This window comes from Haladaptatus sp. HS23 (assembly GCF_056892285.1).
This window is the reverse complement of record NZ_JBXGLH010000003.1, coordinates 62,138-80,793: the sequence shown is the minus strand read 5'-3', so window position 1 is coordinate 80,793 and position 18,656 is coordinate 62,138. Positions and strand designations below refer to the sequence as shown.

20 protein-coding genes are annotated in these 18,656 nt (G+C 54.7%); 8 read left to right on the top strand and 12 right to left on the bottom strand.

The genetic code is table 11. The annotated features are described in order from the left end of the window. Positions 1 to 168 precede the first annotated feature (168 nt). From arsB to AC1XDK_RS10885, 5 genes are all read right to left on the bottom strand, one after another. The gene (gene arsB, locus AC1XDK_RS10905; protein ID WP_483349935.1) at positions 169 to 1,221 is read right to left on the bottom strand and encodes an ACR3 family arsenite efflux transporter; all 1,053 of its coding nucleotides are present in this window, start codon (positions 1,219 to 1,221) and stop codon (positions 169 to 171) included. A 189-nt stretch (positions 1,222 to 1,410) separates the two neighbouring features. Next, on the bottom strand, positions 1,411 to 1,860 hold the full coding sequence (gene arsN2, locus AC1XDK_RS10900; protein WP_483349934.1) for an arsenic resistance N-acetyltransferase ArsN2: 450 nt from the start codon (positions 1,858 to 1,860) through the stop codon (positions 1,411 to 1,413). Positions 1,861 to 1,884: 24 nt separating this feature from the next. Continuing rightward, the gene (locus AC1XDK_RS10895; RefSeq protein ID WP_483349933.1) at positions 1,885 to 2,712 is read right to left on the bottom strand and encodes an arsenite methyltransferase; all 828 of its coding nucleotides are present in this window, start codon (positions 2,710 to 2,712) and stop codon (positions 1,885 to 1,887) included. After that, positions 2,705 to 3,079: an ArsR/SmtB family transcription factor gene (locus AC1XDK_RS10890; protein ID WP_483349932.1), complete on the bottom strand. Its 375-nt coding sequence runs from the start codon at positions 3,077 to 3,079 to the stop codon at positions 2,705 to 2,707. The genes AC1XDK_RS10895 and AC1XDK_RS10890 overlap by 8 nt, the downstream gene beginning before the upstream one ends. 141 nt (positions 3,080 to 3,220) lie before the next feature. After that, on the bottom strand, positions 3,221 to 3,613 hold the full coding sequence (locus tag AC1XDK_RS10885) for an ArsR/SmtB family transcription factor (protein WP_483349931.1): 393 nt from the start codon (positions 3,611 to 3,613) through the stop codon (positions 3,221 to 3,223). Positions 3,614 to 3,909: 296 nt separating this feature from the next. Between AC1XDK_RS10885 and AC1XDK_RS10880 the strand changes: the two genes are divergently transcribed. Further along, on the top strand, positions 3,910 to 4,353 hold the full coding sequence (locus AC1XDK_RS10880) for a low molecular weight phosphatase family protein (RefSeq protein WP_483349930.1): 444 nt from the start codon (positions 3,910 to 3,912) through the stop codon (positions 4,351 to 4,353). Then, entirely contained in the window at positions 4,350 to 4,805 is a 456-nt protein-coding gene (locus AC1XDK_RS10875; protein WP_483349929.1) for an arsenate reductase/protein-tyrosine-phosphatase family protein, read from the top strand. The genes AC1XDK_RS10880 and AC1XDK_RS10875 overlap by 4 nt, the downstream gene beginning before the upstream one ends. A 993-nt stretch (positions 4,806 to 5,798) precedes the next feature. Here the strand turns inward: AC1XDK_RS10875 and AC1XDK_RS10870 are convergent. After that, positions 5,799 to 6,380, bottom strand: a complete 582-nt coding sequence (locus AC1XDK_RS10870; protein WP_483350243.1) for an inositol monophosphatase family protein — start codon at positions 6,378 to 6,380, stop codon at positions 5,799 to 5,801. A gap of 157 nt (positions 6,381 to 6,537) precedes the next feature. Here AC1XDK_RS10870 and AC1XDK_RS10865 point away from each other — a divergent pair, with 157 nt between their 5' ends. Beyond that, positions 6,538 to 6,660: a hypothetical protein gene (locus tag AC1XDK_RS10865; protein WP_458206547.1), complete on the top strand. Its 123-nt coding sequence runs from the start codon at positions 6,538 to 6,540 to the stop codon at positions 6,658 to 6,660. A 1-nt stretch (position 6,661) separates the two neighbouring features. Next, positions 6,662 to 7,891, top strand: a complete 1,230-nt coding sequence (locus AC1XDK_RS10860; RefSeq protein ID WP_483349928.1) for an RNA-guided endonuclease InsQ/TnpB family protein — start codon at positions 6,662 to 6,664, stop codon at positions 7,889 to 7,891. 178 nt (positions 7,892 to 8,069) lie between these two features. Here AC1XDK_RS10860 and AC1XDK_RS10855 read toward each other — a convergent pair whose 3' ends face one another. The 4 genes from AC1XDK_RS10855 to AC1XDK_RS10840 are packed head-to-tail and all read right to left on the bottom strand — an operon-like array spanning position 8,070 to position 12,397. Then, positions 8,070 to 9,236 (bottom strand): ABC transporter ATP-binding protein, encoded by a 1,167-nt coding sequence (locus tag AC1XDK_RS10855; RefSeq protein ID WP_483349927.1) that lies wholly within the window; start codon positions 9,234 to 9,236, stop codon positions 8,070 to 8,072. Between the two features lie 11 nt (positions 9,237 to 9,247). Beyond that, complete coding sequence (locus AC1XDK_RS10850; protein ID WP_483349926.1) at positions 9,248 to 10,081, bottom strand: carbohydrate ABC transporter permease; 834 nt, start codon at positions 10,079 to 10,081, stop codon at positions 9,248 to 9,250. Further along, on the bottom strand, positions 10,078 to 11,004 hold the full coding sequence (locus tag AC1XDK_RS10845) for a carbohydrate ABC transporter permease (protein ID WP_483349925.1): 927 nt from the start codon (positions 11,002 to 11,004) through the stop codon (positions 10,078 to 10,080). The genes AC1XDK_RS10850 and AC1XDK_RS10845 overlap by 4 nt, the downstream gene beginning before the upstream one ends. Position 11,005: 1 nt before the next feature. After that, positions 11,006 to 12,397 (bottom strand): ABC transporter substrate-binding protein, encoded by a 1,392-nt coding sequence (locus AC1XDK_RS10840; protein ID WP_483349924.1) that lies wholly within the window; start codon positions 12,395 to 12,397, stop codon positions 11,006 to 11,008. A gap of 168 nt (positions 12,398 to 12,565) precedes the next feature. On the opposite strand from AC1XDK_RS10840, the gene AC1XDK_RS10835 reads away from it, so the two are divergent. The 4 genes from AC1XDK_RS10835 to AC1XDK_RS10820 all read left to right on the top strand — a co-directional run bounded on the left by AC1XDK_RS10835 (position 12,566) and on the right by AC1XDK_RS10820 (position 16,543). Further along, entirely contained in the window at positions 12,566 to 13,537 is a 972-nt protein-coding gene (locus AC1XDK_RS10835) for a D-2-hydroxyacid dehydrogenase (protein ID WP_483349923.1), read from the top strand. Positions 13,538 to 13,705: 168 nt separating this feature from the next. Then, a complete protein-coding gene (locus tag AC1XDK_RS10830) occupies positions 13,706 to 14,503 on the top strand; it encodes an IclR family transcriptional regulator (protein ID WP_483349922.1) in 798 nt (265 codons plus the stop codon). A 354-nt stretch (positions 14,504 to 14,857) separates the two neighbouring features. Next, complete coding sequence (locus AC1XDK_RS10825) at positions 14,858 to 15,070, top strand: hypothetical protein (RefSeq protein WP_483349921.1); 213 nt, start codon at positions 14,858 to 14,860, stop codon at positions 15,068 to 15,070. A gap of 738 nt (positions 15,071 to 15,808) precedes the next feature. Next, positions 15,809 to 16,543, top strand: coding sequence for a dolichyl-phosphate hexose transferase (locus AC1XDK_RS10820; protein WP_483349920.1), 735 nt, complete (start codon positions 15,809 to 15,811; stop codon positions 16,541 to 16,543). Here AC1XDK_RS10820 and AC1XDK_RS10815 read toward each other — a convergent pair. Both AC1XDK_RS10815 and AC1XDK_RS10810 read right to left on the bottom strand, forming a co-directional pair. Then, complete coding sequence (locus AC1XDK_RS10815; protein WP_483349919.1) at positions 16,502 to 18,133, bottom strand: GMC family oxidoreductase; 1,632 nt, start codon at positions 18,131 to 18,133, stop codon at positions 16,502 to 16,504. The genes AC1XDK_RS10820 and AC1XDK_RS10815 overlap by 42 nt on opposite strands. Then, positions 18,133 to 18,654 (bottom strand): gluconate 2-dehydrogenase subunit 3 family protein, encoded by a 522-nt coding sequence (locus AC1XDK_RS10810; RefSeq protein WP_483349918.1) that lies wholly within the window; start codon positions 18,652 to 18,654, stop codon positions 18,133 to 18,135. Before AC1XDK_RS10810 ends, AC1XDK_RS10815 begins: the two co-directional genes overlap by 1 nt. Positions 18,655 to 18,656 lie beyond the last annotated feature (2 nt).

Below are 18,656 nucleotides of genomic sequence, written 5' to 3'. Positions count from 1 at the left end.
TCCAGGATGTATCGTCATCTGATTGTTATCTATTTTTCAATAGACATGAACTGTACCCAAGGCGCGCATCACTTTCATCCTCTGAGGTTGTGCATCTTTTCGCACCAACCAGAAGTTGAGACCGATGTTCTCAATGCATAGAGTCCGATGGAACAGTTGTCTTCTCTTTCAGTCCGAGTAGCTAACATCGCTGGTTCCTGTGGTTCCGGAAAAGAGGTTCTCCTTCGTCGCCAATGCCACCCGAACAAGCGCGAGCATAACGGGCACTTCGATCAGCGGCCCGACGACAATCGCGAGTGCGACATTGCTTCCGACGCCGAAGACGGCGACTGCGACGGCAATTGCGAGTTCGAAATTATTGGACGCAGCAGTGAACGCTACGCTGATTCCCTCGGTGTAGCTAAAGCCGAGCAGGGCACTTGCGCCGTATGCAAGTCCCCACATTGCGGCGAAGAAAATGAACAGTGGCGTTGCGATCAGGACGATCTGTTCGGGATGGCTGACGATGTACTCGCCTTTCAGCGCGAACATGACCACGACGGTAAACAACAATCCAAGAAGACCAAAGGGACTGATGCGCGGGATGACTCGCTCGTAGTAGGCACGTTCACCGATGGTTCGGAACGCAATTTTTTGCGTGAGGAAGCCAAGGAGCAACGGCAATCCGAGGAAGACACCGACCATCTGTGCGATGAGACCGATATCGACGCTCACTGTCGTGTCGCGGAGCACAGTGAGAAAGAGTAACGCGTAGGGAACGAACAGCACGATTTGGAGAAGGCTGTTGACGCCGACACAAACCGCACACATCTCTTGATTCCCACTCGCGAGTTCGTTCCAGACGAGTACCATCGCGATACAGGGGGCGATACCGACGATGATGAGCCCCGTCACGAACTCGGGATAGTCGCTCAAGAAGAGGACAGCGAGCCCGTACATGACGAACGGGGCGATGAGCCAGTTGAACGTGAGCGTCAGCCCGATTTCTCGCCGCGCGGTCCGCGTGACGCGTGGAATTCGTTCGTAATCGATTTCGGCCATAATTGGGAAAATCATGACAAACAATCTGACAGCGATCGGAAGGCTCGTTCCATGCCACGTAACGGCGTTCAGCATGTCTGCAATTCCGGGTACGGAGTGACCGAGTGCAACACCGAGTACCATCGCCAAGCCGATCCAAACCGTGAGATATCGGTCGAGGACGCCGAGGTCGTCACTCATCCAAACAACCCTCCAATTTCTGACTCTGTCTTCTCCTGCTGTTATCCGTGTGAACGTACTTGTTTGCCTCTCGTGTTTGCGGACGTATATCCATCGAAAGAACAATTGTAGAAGTCTTCAATTAAACTTCCGGAATAGGACGCCGTTCTCGACTATTTACTCACCATCGATAGAAATTGGATTGAATATCTACTCAACCGTTCTACGCATGCATGTTGCCGTTGCAGGACAGAGATCCTGAAATTCGGTCGTCTGCTGAATCGCTAACGGTGTGTCTTCCCGTTGAATTTCGCGAAAGCCCAAATCGGCGAAAAATCCGTCAGCAGTCGTGGTAAGGAGATAGAGGTCAGTCACGCCAGTAGTGGCCGCCTGTTCGAACAATCGGCGACACAATGATTGACCGTATCCTGCGCCCTGTTTTGAAGATTCGATTGCCACGGAGCGAAGCAGCGCGACTGACTCGTAACATTCGAGACCACCAACACCGACTTGGGTGGAATCAACAGTATATACGTAGAGGGAGTCTTGCCGTGCTTCGATATCGTCAGTCGGTAGATTCTGTTCCTCGAGAAGACGTCGGATATAGCCCAGTTGGTCTTCGATCGCTGGGAGTAGTTGTCCGCATTCGTCTTGGTTCATAGTGGTCTCACCCATAGGGTCCGTTCACTGCAGTGGTTTTCGACCTTCGATCGTAGCCGATACGACGTACTCACTCAAATCGCGACTGTCGTCCCATTCTCGAATGAACTGGTCGCTCTCCTCTTTCGGTTCGATCTGCACGTCTTCGAACCCAGTATCGGTAAGCATCGTCTGGAGCGACTCAATTGTTGCAGCACCCGCGATACAGCCCGTAAGCGATTCGATGTCGTTTCGAGCGTCGGCGGGCAACGGTGCGGTCATCACCACGTCGGAAATAGCAAGCCGACCACCGGGACGAAGCACACGATAAGCGTCACGGAAGACTTGCGGCTTGTCCGGCGAGAGGTTGATTACACAGTTCGAAATGATGACATCGACGTTCTCGTCCGCTACGGGAAGATGTTCGATCTCACCAAGGCGGAACTCTGTGTTCGTCACATCGTTCTTGTCGACGTTCGATCGAGCTCGTTCGATCATTTCTGGGGTCATATCGACACCGATCACGTGTCCCTCCTCACCGACTTCATCTGCAGCGAGGAAACAATCGAATCCGCCACCAGAGCCGAGATCGAGGACCGTTTCTCCCGCTTCGAGTGACGCGATGGCGTTTGGATTCCCACAGCCAAGCCCCAGATTGGCACCGTCAGCGATCGAATCGATGTCGTCGGCCGTGTACCCGAGTTGTTCCGTTTGCCCCTCAAGTTCGTCCTCATCACAACACGAGAGTGAATCACTACAACAGCTCGATTCGTCGGTTGCGATGGTTCCGTATCGCTCCCGAACCGCTTGTCGTTGGGTTTCGGCATCGACGGTCGTTGCATCGTCGCGTTCGGAGTTGGTGGTGTTACTCATGGGTTGTTTGTCGAATCGTATCGAGTGCACTCAGGAGCGTTACAGCTGGTTCTGTGGCTTCGTAGTATCGCCACCGGCCCTCTTTCCGTCGAGTGACCAGTCCATCCGTGTGCAGGCGAGAGAGCGCATGACTGACAGCACTTTGGCTCACTCCGAGTGACGGTGCGAGTTCGCAAACGCAGACACCATTATCGCTCTCGGCGATGAGCCGGAGTGCTTCGTACCGCGTATCGTTCGCAGTTGCCGAGAGAAGCGTAACGTCGTCTCGGAGCTCACTCTCTGAAAGGGGCTGCTCTGCCGCACAACAGCCTCCTTCCGGTGGTTGTTGGGAATTGGACACCGATCGGGTTGATTGTTCGCTGTTCATCTGAACACATTCTCATATGAGTGTGTTCTCATATAATCGTTGGGGTCAACATGCTCGATCGACTATTGTGGATTACTCTCAAGTCGTTTTCACTCTGTACTGCGCTTTTGACCGAAGAAGGGAGAAATCGACAACTGTCCGTTAGGCTGTCTTCGTGCCGTCGAGTGCAACGAGAAGGGCGGTCGCACGTCCCGTCGCTCGATACTTTCGCCATTTCCCATCTTTGCGTCTCGTAACGAGTCCTGCTTTCGTCAAATCCGATAGTGCGTGGCTGATTGCACTCTCACTGACGTCGAGCAGTGGTGAGAACTCACAGACACAGAGCTCACTATCGGCCGCGTGCAGTAATCGAATGATCTTGTAGCGTGTTTCATTGGCAAGTGCAGAAAGAACTTGTACGTCGGATTCGAGTGTCGTCTCGTCAGTCTGTGTACCGAGCACTTCGAGTTCGTCGACGCGTTGTTCGACGTCTTCATCGCAGCACTCTCCCAGTTCATCGGTGAGATAGCGTCGAAGCCGGTCGTTGGTCGCCATTACCAAACACTTGAGCAAACACTTCAATAAGGGTTCTGGAGTCCAAGGGCCGTGGTAGGATTTGATTTGTTCTTTGTGTGTGTCTGTTCCCTATTGGTCACTTGTTGTCCCCATCTCCCGCAGTCGGCACTGCGAATTTTCAGTGGTTGAATTCCTCTCTTGTTCAAACTCGTCTCTACCACTACTGTGAGCTACTGTCCCAGAGGTAGGTGTGATGCCTTCTCAGTGCTTCTATGTTCCAAAAATGGTTCTTAGGGTCCGAAACCTTAATAGAAGAGTTGTTCAATTATTCATCTATGAGTCACCAAACGTCTACTCAGACGATCAGGGTCGCATTCATGTGCGTGCAAAACGCTGGCCGAAGCCAAATGTCGACGGCATTTGCGGAGCGGGAGCGTAAGCGACGCGGACTTGAAGACACCGTGGAAATATTGACCGGAGGGACACATCCTGCAGATCACGTTCATGAGGTCGTTGTCGAAGTCATGGACGAAGTGGGGTTCGATCTCTCAGGTCGGACGCCGAGAGCCATCACGACTTATGAACTCGAATCGTGTGACTACGTCGCGACGATGGGGTGTTCGACGCTCGAACTCGATACGTCCGCAGAGGTCGATGTTCGTGATTGGGCACATGCTGATCCCGATGGACAAGATATCGATCGTGTTCGCGAGATTCGAGATGAAATCGAAGAGCAGGTGGTCAACCTCTTCGACGAGATCGAGAACCGAGTCGGATGAAGTGGTTCGATCGCGGTTCGAATGAAGACTCGCTCCATCTGATGTTCATTTGCGTAGAGAATGCTGGCCGAAGCCAGATTGCTGCTGGATTCGCGCGACAAGAGTGTGAGCGGCGGAATCTTACTGATAAAATCGAGGTACATTCAGCAGGGACCCACCCAGCTGATGAAATCACCGAGATAGTCGTTGAAGCGATGGCAGAACAAGATATCGACATTTCCGATCAAAAACCGCAACTCGTCGAGTTGGTGGAACTGCAATCAGCCGATTATCTTGTGAGAATGGGATGCTACATCGCTGAATTCAACCCTGCCCTGTACGGAGTTGACTCGCGAGAGTGGTCAGTTGTGGATCCGAATACTGAAGAACTACTGCAAGTCCGTCCCATTCGAAACGACATCGAACAACGGGTGATCGCACTATTCGATGAGATCGAGGCAGATTTACAATGAGTAGCGTTCGCATCGAGCAGCCGTGTGTCGCCAGTAAGACCCTCCGCTTTCAATCGCTGTTGACTCTCACTGAAAGTCCACCAAACGCTTTATGGCCGCAACAACGTCGAAGAACTTTGTCTTGTGATTCTTCTTCTTCGTCTTTGCATGCTTGCTGTATTCGATCTGGCGTACAGTCGATCTACTAACTTATGTCGAACTGACCGGCGAATACGACGGATAACCCATTGTGACTGCTAACACGGTCCTAACGTTGCTGAAGCAAACTGGAATCAGCTAGAACAGATTTTGAGCCGATGAACGCCAGGTGATCAGCGGCAGTGCTGATTCGGCCGCTCGCTAATTCCGGAAAGGGTTAGAATAGTAACTAGACTCACTGTCTGAACTCCAGTTTGAAGCGCTTGCAGGGAGTTGTTTGGCCCCAATCGTGCATTCTGGGGCCGCTGTACCTACTCTAGTCTCATCTTCCAGCACCAACGATTTGATATCGCGCTATGAAATTTATGAAATCCTAAAACAGCCGATAAAACCGGTTAGGGGAGCTCTACTGTATGATTATGTCCAACCAACGGATAACTCGGGGACTTCTGCTTACATCACTAATCGGAAGTAGAACTACCCCGGGCCCCTGAATTAATTCGTGCACGATTCGTACTCCGGAAGTTACGGCCAGAATCAAAGTCTTGGTAGGCGTGGTATCACGAAAATTTGCGGTTTCAGTGATGCACAAGCGACCGGACGTGATCAGCACTGAGGCCTTTATGGAAGATGGAGCAGCTAGCCCTAAACGGTCCAGTGTGAATCCGAACTATCGGTCTTCGACGAGGAAATCGTTGGCCGTGATATACAGAAAAGCGTTCACCGAATCGTCCGTGACACGCGTTCAACGACTGCGTCGTGACGAGTCCCATTTGAAGCGACGATGCCCTCAGCATTCGGCGTCCATCGGCTACCATCGATGTCGGTTACCGTTCCACCCGCCTGTTCGATCAACTAGACTCCTGCGATCGTGTCCCATGGGTTTGGTTTCGGTTGCGTCGAGACGGCGGCGTCGATGGTTCCACTGGCGATCATTCCCAACGTCACCTGTGCACACCCGAAACGCCGTAAGTCGCCGAACTGACGTATCAATCCTCGAAGGAGGTTTCCGAACTCTTGGTCGCGTTCGGAACCGTAACGGAGAATCGGCGCAACGATGAACCGCTCGAGGTCGGTTTCCGTACTCACCGTCGTTTGCTCTCCATTCAGTAGCGTACCGTCCGAATCTGTCGTATAGACGTCGTCCAAAGCCGGAGCGACGGTGGTCGCTGCGACTGTCTCGTGGTCACGGACTGCGGCCACGGTCGTCGTCCACAGTTGAGCGCCTCTGACGAAGTTCGTCGTCCCGTCGATCGGATCGATGACCCACGCGTTTCCATCTTCGGGAAGGGACTTTCGTTCATCCTCTTCTTCCCCGACGATAGTCGCCTGAGGATATCGATTTTTGATGATTTTGATGACACGGTGTTGCGTGTTGATGTCCGCTTCCGTGACGAAGTCCATCTTCGAATCTTTGGTCTCGACGTTTAGCTGAATGCAGGCGCTAAGCCCCCTTCCTCAGGGAGCGCTGAAGGCGCGAGCAAGGAGGAGATACAGCGCCGTCAACGTCTTTTGCACACTGTACTATCACAAGCCCACAGGCCCACTGTTTGCTATCGGTATCTTTATCGAGTATCGTGTGTATTATACTCGTATGGCAACGCGTAAGAACATCACCATCCGAGACGACCAAGAGGAGTGGGTTCAGGACAATCACCTAAACCTCTCGCGGTTCGTTCAGGATAAGTTGGACGAACTTATCGAAGAACGCGAGTAGTATGTACTATGCCTACAAATATCGTCTCAAACCGTCCGACGCCCACCGAGAGGAGTTGGATCTCCACCGCGATATCTGTAGGCAACTATACAACCACGCGCTCTACCGCTTCAACCAAATCCCCGAGGACGCAGGTACACTTAACCAGCGCGTCCGGTCTATCCGTGACGAACTTCCCAGCCTCAAAGGCTGGTGGGATGGCCTCTCGGACGTGTACTCGACAGTTCTGCAAACTGCTGTCATGCGAATTGAGGACAATATCAAGTCGCTCAGGAAACTCAGGGAGAACGGATACGGCGTTGGTCAACTCAAGTGGAAGCCGCCTCGGGAGTTCCGCAGTTTCACGTACAGTCAATCTGGCTTCAAGCTCGACAACAAGGGCGGTCAGACTGTCCTATCACTCTCGAAACTCGCAGAGATCCCGATTCGGCTCCACCGCGCCATTCCTGACGACGCCAAACTCAAACAGGTCACCCTCAAGAAAGAGCCGACGGGCGAGTGGTTCGCCACGTTCGGGGTCGAAGTAGGCCGAGAACCTCCCGAGAAACCCGATGAAATCACCGATGTGGTGGGTATCGACGTAGGGATTCTCAAGTACGCTCACGATACCGATGGGACAGCGGTCGAATCACTTGACCTCTCGGACGAACGCGAGCGATTGGAACGCGAGCAACGCAAGCTCTCGCGCAAGCAACATGGGTCAGCGAACTACCGAAAGCAACAGCGTGTCGTTGCACGCCGTCACTCGGAGTTGAAACAGAAGCGTCGTGACTTCTTGCACAAGCTCTCGAACTACTACGCGAAAGAGTACGACCTTGTCGCAGTCGAAGACCTGAACGTCAAGGGCATGCTCGAATCGCCGTCGAACAGTCGAAACACGGCGTCATCGGCGTGGCGAACATTCCTCTCGTTACTTGAATACAAGTGTGAACGCGAAGGAACGCACTACGTTTCGGTAAATCCACGAGGGACGACCAAAGAGTGTGCATCTTGTGGCGTTTCGACTGATAAGCCATTATGGGTTCGTGAACACTCGTGTCCGTCGTGCGGGTTCGAAGCGGATAGAGACGCGAATGCGGCGTGGAACATCCTTGCTCGCGGTATCACCAAAGTAGGAGTGGGACACTCCGATTCAATGCCTGTGGAGACTGCGCTTCCTACGGACACCGTTGTGTCTGCACAGCGCGTCCTCGAAGCAGGAAGCCCCGTCCGCAACGCGCGAAGCATGTAGGGCGGGGTAGTTCACTTGGGTTCGGAACAGTCTGTGAGCAACGGTCGCACCCTCAACTGCCGCGCGAAATGTAGTATCCTGTCGTGTCATGGCTATCGGTCGTATTCATAACCGTTCGACTTCTTCCACGATAAATATTTTCGCCGGATACATCGGGGAAATCCCACGACTGATGGGTTCAGACGATTCGTGCCCCCGACGTTTCGAATAACCACGCTTCTTCGGTCTGGAACCCCACCTGGACGCGGTCAGTATGCTGTGGGATTTCACCCTGTGATGTGAGCGCCGACAGGGACGTTTCGTTTGCGGAGAGGTGAATCGCATCCCTATCACCGAGCGGTTCGATCACGTCGACATTCGCGGTGAACATCCTCGAGTCGCTATCGAGATTCAGGTACTCCGGTCGAATGCCGTAAACGATGGTTTCCCCGACGCGGTCGTCCACTGCTGCGGTCTGTTCATCTGTCGCTGGAATCGTGCCGACGTCGGTAACGAAAGACAGACCCGTCGAGTCGCGTTCGACCGTCCCCTCGACCAAGTTCGGCGACGGCGACCCGATAAAGTCGGCGACAAAGCGGTTCGTGGGGTCGTTGTAAATGTCGTATGGGCTGCCGATCTGTTGCACGTGACCGTCATTCATCACGACGATTTTGTCGCCGAGCGTCATCGCCTCCTCTTGGTCGTGGGTGACGAAGATCATCGACGTGTTCAATTCGCGCTGAATCTTCTTGACCTCGACGCGCATGTGGTCACGAAGGTTCGCGTCGAGCGCGGAAAACGGTTCGTCGAGCAGAAATGCGGCAGGCTCCATCACCATCGCACGACCAAGGGAGACACGCTGCTGTTGTCCCCCAGACAGGGCGGAGGGCTGTCGGTCCAACATCGGGGCGATGTCGAGCGTTTCGGCGACATCCTCAACGCGTCGGTTCTTCTCGTCTTTCGAGAGGTCCGTGTTCATGTCGAGCCCGAATCGCATGTTCTTCCGCACGCTCATGTGCGGAAACAGGGCGATGCTCTGGAACACGAATGCAAGGTTTCGGTCCTTCGATTTCAGGCCCGTAATGTCCTCACCGTCCACGAGAATTCGACCTTCATCGGGCTCTTCCAGCCCGGCAATGCAACGGAGCGTGGTCGTTTTCCCACATCCGGATGGGCCGACGAAGACGACGAACTCGCCTTCGTCGATGTCGATGTTCACGTCGTCGCAGGCGACGATTTGCCCGTCGTTGAACGTCTTGCGAACCTCGTCGATTCGGATGTGAGATTCGCTGACCCTCGCGGACGGTTGGTCGGCACTCGATTCTACTGTCGATTCGTTCGAACTGGCGTCTGTGGTTTGAGTCATTGTTGATCGCGTCATACGGTGAATGCGTTCTCCAGGTAGTTCCTCGCGACAAGGTAGATCATCGTCGGTGGGATACCGATGATGAGCGTCTCGGCCATCAGTTTGCCCCAATACACTCGCTCACCCGAACCACCTCCGATGGTGCCGTACAGCACCGGGACGGCCGGCACCGGTCCGGTGCCGGTTGTGAGCAGGTTCGCAAAGAGAAAGTCGTTCCATCCGGTGAGGAAGGCGAGGAAACCGACGGCGACGATGCCCGGGGCGGCCAACGGGAGGATGACACGCAAGAACGCCGTGAACTGCGTACAGCCGTACACCTGCGCTGCTTCCTCGATGTCGTCGGGGAGTTTTTCGAAGAAATCCCGAAGTATCCAAATCGCGAACGGAGTGACGAACACTTGATATGCGAGAATCATTCCGGGAATGGTATTGTACAGTCCCAAGTCGTTCCACAGGTCCATTATCGGGATGACGAGGAGGATATAGGGGAACATCATCGCTGAAATGATGGCGTAGAAACCCGCTGTTTTCCCGTAGAACTCCTTCCGAGCGAACGCATAGGCACCCGGAATAGTGATGACCAACGCCAGTATCGCCGTCCCGGCGCCGATGAGGAAACTGTTCACGAGGTTGTCCTTCAGTTCCATATACCCGCTCGTCCACGCCTCTAGCGTCGGCGAGTGGGGGACGATGTGCGGCGCTCCGAAGAACTCGTTCGGTGACATGAACGATACCGAAACGATGAACAGCAGCGGGATGAGGTTCGACAGGACCAGAAAACCGACAACGCCGTACGTGGTCGCCTTGACGGTGACGCCGACGGCGTCGTACTCCCGCTCGCTCATGCTCCCTCCTCGCTCGCGCGTTCGAACTCACGGATGAACACGAATACGAATCCGATTGTCAGGAAGAGCAGGATGATACCGACGGCGTAGGAGACGCCCATACGGCCCTGACCGTAAGCGAACCGGTAGAGCAACACCGCCAGAATGGACGTATCGTATCCCGGACCGCCGTTCGTGAGCTGTAGCACCTGGGATATCTTCGTCATGTTCCAGATGAGGCGGATGCTCACGGCGACGAGAATCGCGCTCTTCAGTTGGGGGAGCGTGACGCGGAGGAACGTCTGGAACCGATTTGCGCCGTACATTCGTGCTGTCTCGTACATCTCTTCGGGGATGCTCTCCAGATTCGCGGAGATGATGAGGAACATGAACGGCCAGAACGTCCACGTCGTCACGAACATGACGACACCGAGCGCCATATCGCCGTGGCTACCCCAGTAAATGGTCTCGTTCAGGATATGCCACTTCGTGAGATAGCCGAAGACGGGTCCGAGGTCCGGTTCGAGCATATACGCCCAGATAGTACCCGTCACCAGCGGTGGAACCGTGTACGAGATGAGGAACATCCCGGTAACGAATCCCTTGCCGCGATGGATTTCGCGGACCGCCAACGCCGCCGCGATGGCGACTATCAGTTGAAACACCGTGGTCAAGGTGAAGATCAGCGTCGCCTTCAACGACGTGTAGAACGGATTCCAACCGAACAGGAACTCGTAATTGGCCAAGCCGGTCCACGTCGGTTCGCCCCCGAACGGCCAATCGTTGAAGCTCATGTAGATGCCCTGCATGAACGGCATCCACATGAGTACGACGAGGAATACCAGGACAGGGAGTATCAGTAGGTATGAGAACCAGTTCTCCGAAAACCGGTTCCGATACCGCTCGGTCCGTTCTCCTACGTTGAGGATATTTCGTGTCGACATGTCAGATTTCTATTTGGTTCCGTATCTGTTTCGCCGAGCGGTTACACGCCTCCTCGGGCGTTATCTTCCCGCGGACGGCCTCCTGAAAGAGCGGTCCGGCGATGTTGTACTGGATGGCGTTCATTTTCGGATGACTCGCCCATCCGTTCTCCATCCCGTCGACCGTCGTCTCCAGCGTCGAGATGAAGTTGCTCTTCTCCAACTCCTTGTCGTTTTTCAACCCGCCCCAGACGTCCTTTCTGACCGGGAGCGTCGCCAAAGAGCGGGGGACCTCCTTCTGAAAGTCCTTCGAGAGGAGCTTGTTTATCCAGTCTATAGCCGCGTCTTCGTGTTTCTTCCAGACGCTCTTTTTGACGCCGTCAGGTTTTCGCATGAGGGCGACACACTGCGTGAAGAAATCCCCACGGTTGCCCGCCTTCCCCTTCCACGAGGGGGCGAAGACTATTTTCCCGTCCTTGAGCATGTCCCCGGCACGGCTTCGAAACAGGCCGAAATCCTTCGTGCTCCCCTGATACATGCTCACGGAGCCGGAGATAAGGCTCTGAGCGACAGCCTCGTTGGACGCTGTTGGAGCCTTATCCGAGGAGAGCCCGTGCTTTTGATGGATGTCGACGTACTGCTTCGTCGCCTTCTTCCAAGCGTCGGTGTCGTAGTTCACGTCCGACCAATCCTTGTTGAGGTACATACCGTCGTACCCGCCTTCGGATGCGGCCCACGTTACCAGCGCCTCGTCGGTGACGTCTCCCTGTGCGCCGTAAATCTGGAAGCCGTAATCCCCCGGTCCGTTCTTTTGCAGCTGTTTCGCGACCCGAAGGAGGTCCTGATAGTCTTTCGGCGGGAAGTCGTCTTCGATAGAGAGTCCGGCCTTCTCGAAGTGGTCGGCTCGTGCGATGAACGGCGCGCCCACTTCCAATCCGATCGGGACTTCGTAGAGTTTGGCGTCGAACCCTCGATAACAACTCTCGGCCATTTCGAACGCCCACTTGACGTTTTTCAGCGCTTTTGAATCCAGTCTGTCCTTGTACTCGTCGACCGGTTTCACCCAGCCTGGCTCGATGAACTGCCCGTTGAGAGAGTTCGTGGAATCGTAGATGACTGGACGGTTTCCGTTACTGATGTTGTTCTTCCATTTCCCGCCGTTGATGTCGTCCCAACTTGCCCAGTTCATCTTCATCGTCACGTCGTGTTTCTTCCCGAACTCGTCGACTGACGATTTCATCAACTTCTCCGCAACTTCCGACTGCGAATGGAAGTACTCCCAGTATTCGAAGTCCTTCCCACCCCCGCCGGAACTGTTCCCATCGGTCACGGCGCTAATGCAACCGGAAAGTCCAGCGATGCCACCGATACCAATCGTTTTGACAAACTGTCGTCTTGATGCCTCAACCGACATGGTTTGTCACAAACAAACATATCTATATAAATCTTTGGTGGGAGATAGTAATAATTTTAGATTCGAATACATTCTACATTGTATAATATTATGAGGAAAACACTGATATAGTGCCTTCGAACTGTTTAGACTACTGCCACAGGAGTGCACCTGCTGGCAAGCTACACTATGAACGACGAATCAGCAGACATCCTCGTACTACGAAGTGACACGCACGGTTTGCCAGCCGAAGAGTACGCGGCTACGCTCGACGAACGGTTGCCGAACCACCGCGTTCATCTCGCCCGAACGCCGTCCGAAGAACGGGACCTCATCGAGCGGGCGCAGGTGGTTACCGGCGTCGACATCGACGAAGAGCTATTGGAACACGCGGAAAACCTACGGTTGTTCGCCGGCATAGCGGCGGGCTACAACCATCTTCCGCTCGAAACCTTCTCCGAGATGGAAGTTACGGTGACGAACGCCTCGGGTATTCACGCGCCGAACATCGCGGAACAAGTCCTCGGCTACGTGCTTTCCTTCTCGCGCAGGCTTCGAGAGGGATGGGAACGCGAAAAACGCCACGAATGGCGGCATTACCAAGCCGAGGAACTGAAAGAGAGTACGGTCACCGTCGTCGGACTCGGCGCAATCGGAACGGCCATCGTCGACCGAGTCGCCGGATTCGACGTCCACACTATCGGCGTTCGGTACACGCCCGAGAAGGGGGGTCCGACCGACGAAGTCATCGGGTTCGAACGGAAGGCGTTCCATGATGCCCTATCCCGGACGGATTATCTCCTAATCGCCGCGCCGTTGAGCGACACGACACGTGAACTCATTTCGGAGGAGGAATTCAAGACGTTACCACCGAATGCGAGAGTGGTCAATGTCGGCCGAGGGCAAATAATCGACACTGACGCCTTGGTATCCGCGATTCAGAACAACCAGATCAAGGGTGCTGCACTCGATGTCACGGATCCCGAACCGTTACCGGCGGATCATCCTCTCTGGCGGTTCGATAATGTCACGGTCACTCCTCATAACGCGGGCCACAGTCCGAAACACTGGGATAGATTGGCAGAAATCGTAGCGAACAACGTGAATCGACTCACCGAACCGAACGGAACGGAAGGGTTGGAAAACGTCGTTCAATCGTAACACGTTTTCCGCCGGCTGACGACCTCTCTCTTCATGAGTGTGGGCAAATGCACCACTTCAGCGTTTGTAGCTCTTTCTCTCGGGAGAAAGGCAGACGCGTGTCGGTCATACCGTCTTCGGCTATCGTGTAGGAATTACTTTTAAACCGAATTGCTGCGTCGATAGGGTATGAACGATAATTCAACGAACGATGACGTGACGAGCGATACCGGGGTGAGTACACTCGGGTCTGTCGAGAAGGCGTTTCTCATCCTCGAGCAGTTGAAAGCTATCGAACGGGGCGGTGTTTCGGACCTCTCGAACGAACTGGACCTTCCGAAGAGTACCGTTCACATCTACCTTCAAACGTTCCAACAACTGGGATTCGTCGTGCGGGACGGAAACGACTACGCACTCAGTTATCGGTTCCTCGAATACGGCGGACAGATAAGGAACCGTTCGAAGCTTTACCAGGTCGCGAAACTGGAAGTCGATCAGCTCGCGACGGACACGGGAGAGGTCGCAAATCTGGGCATCGAGGAGGACGGCTATCGTATCTTAGTTTACAAGGCCGGCGGTCGGGATGCCATTCACGACAACGCTCCGGTCGGGGAATATACGCATATGCACTGGACAGCACTCGGTAAGGCGATGATGGCGGAGTTTCCTCGCACCCGCGTCGAATCGATAGTCGAAACGCACGGGCTCCCGAAAGCGAACGAACATACGATAACGGACGTGGACGCGTTGTTTACAGAGTTAGAGCAAATTCGGAACCAAGGGTACTCGGTCGAGGATCAAGATCGGAGACAGGGTGTCCTAACGATAGGGGTACCGATCATGGATCGCAGCACCGATGAGGTTATCAGCGCTATATCGGTTTCAGGCCCGAAAAGCCGGTTGGACGGAGCCGAAATGTTCAAAGAACTCGTCAGCGCGGTTAAACAGGCGGCAAACGTGATCGAGCTCCGCTACTCTCACTACTAAGCTCATTCGTCTGATATCGATAATTGGGGAATCTCGTGGCTTTCAACGATATTGAACGCACTCGTCGTTCCGACAGCATAATTCCGTCTAGTTAGCGGAGAATTACAAACATAGATTTGTAATACCATTCTCGGAGGTGGGTGGACCGGCAAACTTCACTGTTCGTTACCAAATTAGACGAAGCAGGAATCAATAACGGTGAATGGAAGAGAGTATACTGGATATTACTATCTTTTTGAACCCTCTTCCACCGATTCTCGGATTCGTCCTTTGGATATTTATTCAACAATACTGAACGTTCCTCCGGCATGCGGCCTGATATAGAGATACACAACGTGCTTGTTTACCCATCGGTTGTCCTGGACTAGCCTCAAGTTCGGCTCACGGCTCCCGGATGGTATCCGCCTCAACGAACGGGACGGTCTGACGTGGATGACGAACTTCACGAGCGACCAGTGCGAAGTCGACGTACCGACGGAAGATATCGTCGCCGGAGAGCGAACGCTGGAACCATTCGATGCCATCCACTTCCGCAACTCGACCGACAGTTGCGACTGTCCAGAATAAGTGATTGGAAATATATGGGTTCTGAATGGGATTTGCACTATCAAGTTGTCAAATATGAGTGTACTCGGATTTCGATTTTGAGGGACTTACCACTCGATTACCCGTCCATATAATTTATCAGTTGGCGGTTATTCACCAGCGTTTAGCCCAGTAGCGAGTACTATAGTAGTGTGCATTTACTACAAGAAAATGGCAAACCCTTCGTCTATATATCTCTTGTTGTTGTAGAAAAACTAACTTATAAACTCACTGTTTGTCTCCCGATATCGATTAGGTTACTCTGCATCCCTCTTTATAATCGCTATTGATTGGTGGGTAACAGTGTGATTCCCTAAGTGATTCCAAGACTAATAATTATTGTGCGTCCGTGTCTTTCGGTGAACCCATGGAAAGGGCGGCGCCGAATCGATTTCACGCTGGTCAAATAACACAACACAGAGAGCCAATTTTCCCCGGGTTATATTGTGAGATATGAACAAACTACATCGATATTCTTCAGTCCACGATATCCATCAGAAAATTATTAATTAGACTTTGGGCTCTGATTATTCCAGTCCGGATCGCAGTCCACTAGTTCGAAATCCTGTTTTATCCTCGGAAGGGAATACCCCGCTCGCACGTTCTCGCACGAAATTACAAAAGGAATAAGGGATAGCGTACTCGGTTCCTACGTCCATTCCATTCCATAACTAAAGGCTCAAGACCGTCTTCGAGAAACCAGTACCTGTGATTACGGCGATGTCGGAAGACAACGACTTCACATTCGACGATTTGAGCGTCGTCATGGGAACGTACAACGAAGCGGCCGCTATCGAAGCAGTTCTAACCGACATTGACGCCGTGACCGACGGCAGAGCAGAGGTCGTTTGTGTCGACGGGTCGGACGACCGAACCCCGGAGATAGCCCGCGAACACGGCGCACGAGTGATTCGACAGCCACCGCGCGGATACGGTATTGCGGTCCGCGAGGCCCTCTCGAACGCCTCTCGACCGGTTATCATCACTACGGACTGTGATGACACGTATCCGATGGAGCGGTTGCCGACGATGCTTGATGCGATCAATTCGGGGCACGACGTGGTGAGCGGCGACCGCCTCTATTACGGTGCCGATGCGATGCCGAGGATGAACCGCGCGGGAAATCATGCGTTCGCTATCCTTGCAAGTCTTCTCGTGGGTCGGCGTGTCCACGACGTGACCACGGGGATGAGAGCCTATCGCCACGATGTAATCGACTCTATCGACTGGACGGAAAACACCGGGCTCTCCGCGGAACTCCTCCTCCGACCGGTCGAGCGCGGATACGATGTCCGCGAAATTCCGATCGAATACGGAAAGCGACGCGGTACGACCAAACTCGATCCCGTTTCGGGAGGGTGGGAAATCGCGATTTCCATCGTCAAAGTGGCGCTGGAGGAGAAGTTGCGGTCACTACAACGCGTCCGAGACGTGGTCGGCGGCTTTCAGCGCTAGCGCGGCAATTGTCAGCGTCGGATTCATCGCCCCGCTAGTGACGAACACGCTGCTCGACGAAATCCAGAGGTTTTCGAGGTCGTGGGTTCGCAGCGCTGAGTTCACGACGCTCGTGTCCGGATCGTCGCCCATCCGGGTCGTCCCCATGTGATGAAACGTGGGTCCAGTGGTTTCGGGTCCGACCGTCCACGTCACGTCCACGCCGAGTTCGTTCAGAATTGCACGTTGTAGTTGGTTGGCTCGTCGAATCGTTCGTTTCGACCGTCGGTCGACGGTCCACTCGACCCGAGGTACCGGGTTCCCGTTATCGTCAGTCGTCGAGGGGTCGAGGGCGATACGGTTTTCGGCCCTCGGAAGTTGTCCGACCAGTCCGCCCATGGCGATGTGATTCCCGTACTGCCTTCGAAGGGCTTCCACTAACTCGTCACCCCAGGAATCACCCGTCAGCGCCATCTCCACGGGGGACGGACCGGCGTAGTTGAGGAATTCGAGCTTTATCGGGCCGATATCGGCGTCGCTCCCCGGGATTTCACTCTCCGTTCCCTCCGTCCGCTGGCCGGGGTCGTCGTAGAACTGATGGCACTCGCTGGTGAGGAACCCGACGTGGTTTTGGCGGGTTTCCTCGTCCACGGTTCCACCCATTCCGACGAACAGGTGGTCCATGAAGTATCGACCGACGAGGCCGCTCGAGTTGGCGAGGCCGTTCGGATAGCGCGACGATTTCGAGAGCAGCAACAGGCGGGGTGTCTCGACACCGCCGCAGGCTATCACGAAGGCTCGTGCCTCCTGTCTATGGACCGTTCCGTCCGGAGTTGCGTACACGGCTGCTTCGATTCGATTCCCGGACGCATCGTGCTCTAGGCGTTGAACGGGTGCACGGTCGATGATTCGGGTGCCTGCTTCCTCCGCCTTCCGTACGTGAACGGTGGCACTGTACTTTGCACCGGACGGACAGACCGGTTTGCAGGTGCCGTAACCGACACAGGAGCTCCGACCGTCGTACCGCGTCGTATTTCGAGCGTTCGGGACGGAGTGCATCGTAACACCGAGGCGTTCGCAGGCATCTGCAAACAGCGAATCGCTGTACGACGGTGGGAACGCTGGCTGTGGAAATGGCCCGTCACGTGGCGGTGAGAACGGGTTGTCGAGTGCCCCTGCTAAGCCGAGTTCGCGTTCCGCTTGCGCATAGTAGGGAGCGAGGTCAGCGTAATCGATCGGCCAATCGGCAGCAATGCCGTCGTGGGTAAACCGTTCGAAATCGCGTTCGTGCAACCGCATCACCATCCCCTGCCAATGGAGCGTCGAACCGCCGACGCCCTTGACGCGGGCGTGGTTGAGCGGATATGACCACTCTCCGGCCGAGGTGAACGCGTCACGGTCGCCGCCCATGTTCCAGACGGACGGCGAATCGAACACCGGTCGAATGGCTCGTTCCATGCGTTCGAGTCGGTCTTCGGGGTCGAACCGTTCTCCCGCGTCCAGGACGACGACGTCTCGACCACGGTCGGCGAGTTCGGCGGCGAGTACCGACCCTGCCGGACCGGAACCGATAACACAAACGTCGGCCCGCGGACCGGGGGTGCGGTCCATCACCGGGGCCCCCGCTGGTAGCTTTCGGTACCGCCGGGATGTCCCTGTGGGTTCTCGATACCGACGAGTTTCCCGCCAGTCGGGGAGGTGTAGAGCGCGTACAGGAGTTCGTTGACCACGTAATACCGGACGCGTTCGACGTCATTTCCTTCCGGGTCGGGAGCGACCACATCCAACCCCATTTCCGAAAGCACCCCGTCTCGCGTTTCCACGTCGAGGTCGCGATACGGGTCCCCGTACCAGGTTCGTGCGTATTCGTCGAGCGTTTCGATTGCCTCGATGACTCCCCGTTCATACTCCTCTCGTCCGTGAAATCGACCGACTACATACGTTTCGACGAATTCCGAAACACCAGAAACTTCGGACGGATAGAGCACCCGAGCGACGGCTTCGAGCGTAGCTGCATCGCGCCGTTCGAAGCCACCGTCATCCATTTCTGTCCACCGAAGCACCGCAGTGCCGCCGAGAACCGTCCCACTGGCCGCGAGCGCTGCGAGTGCGTCGCGTCGCGTGAGTTCCATCG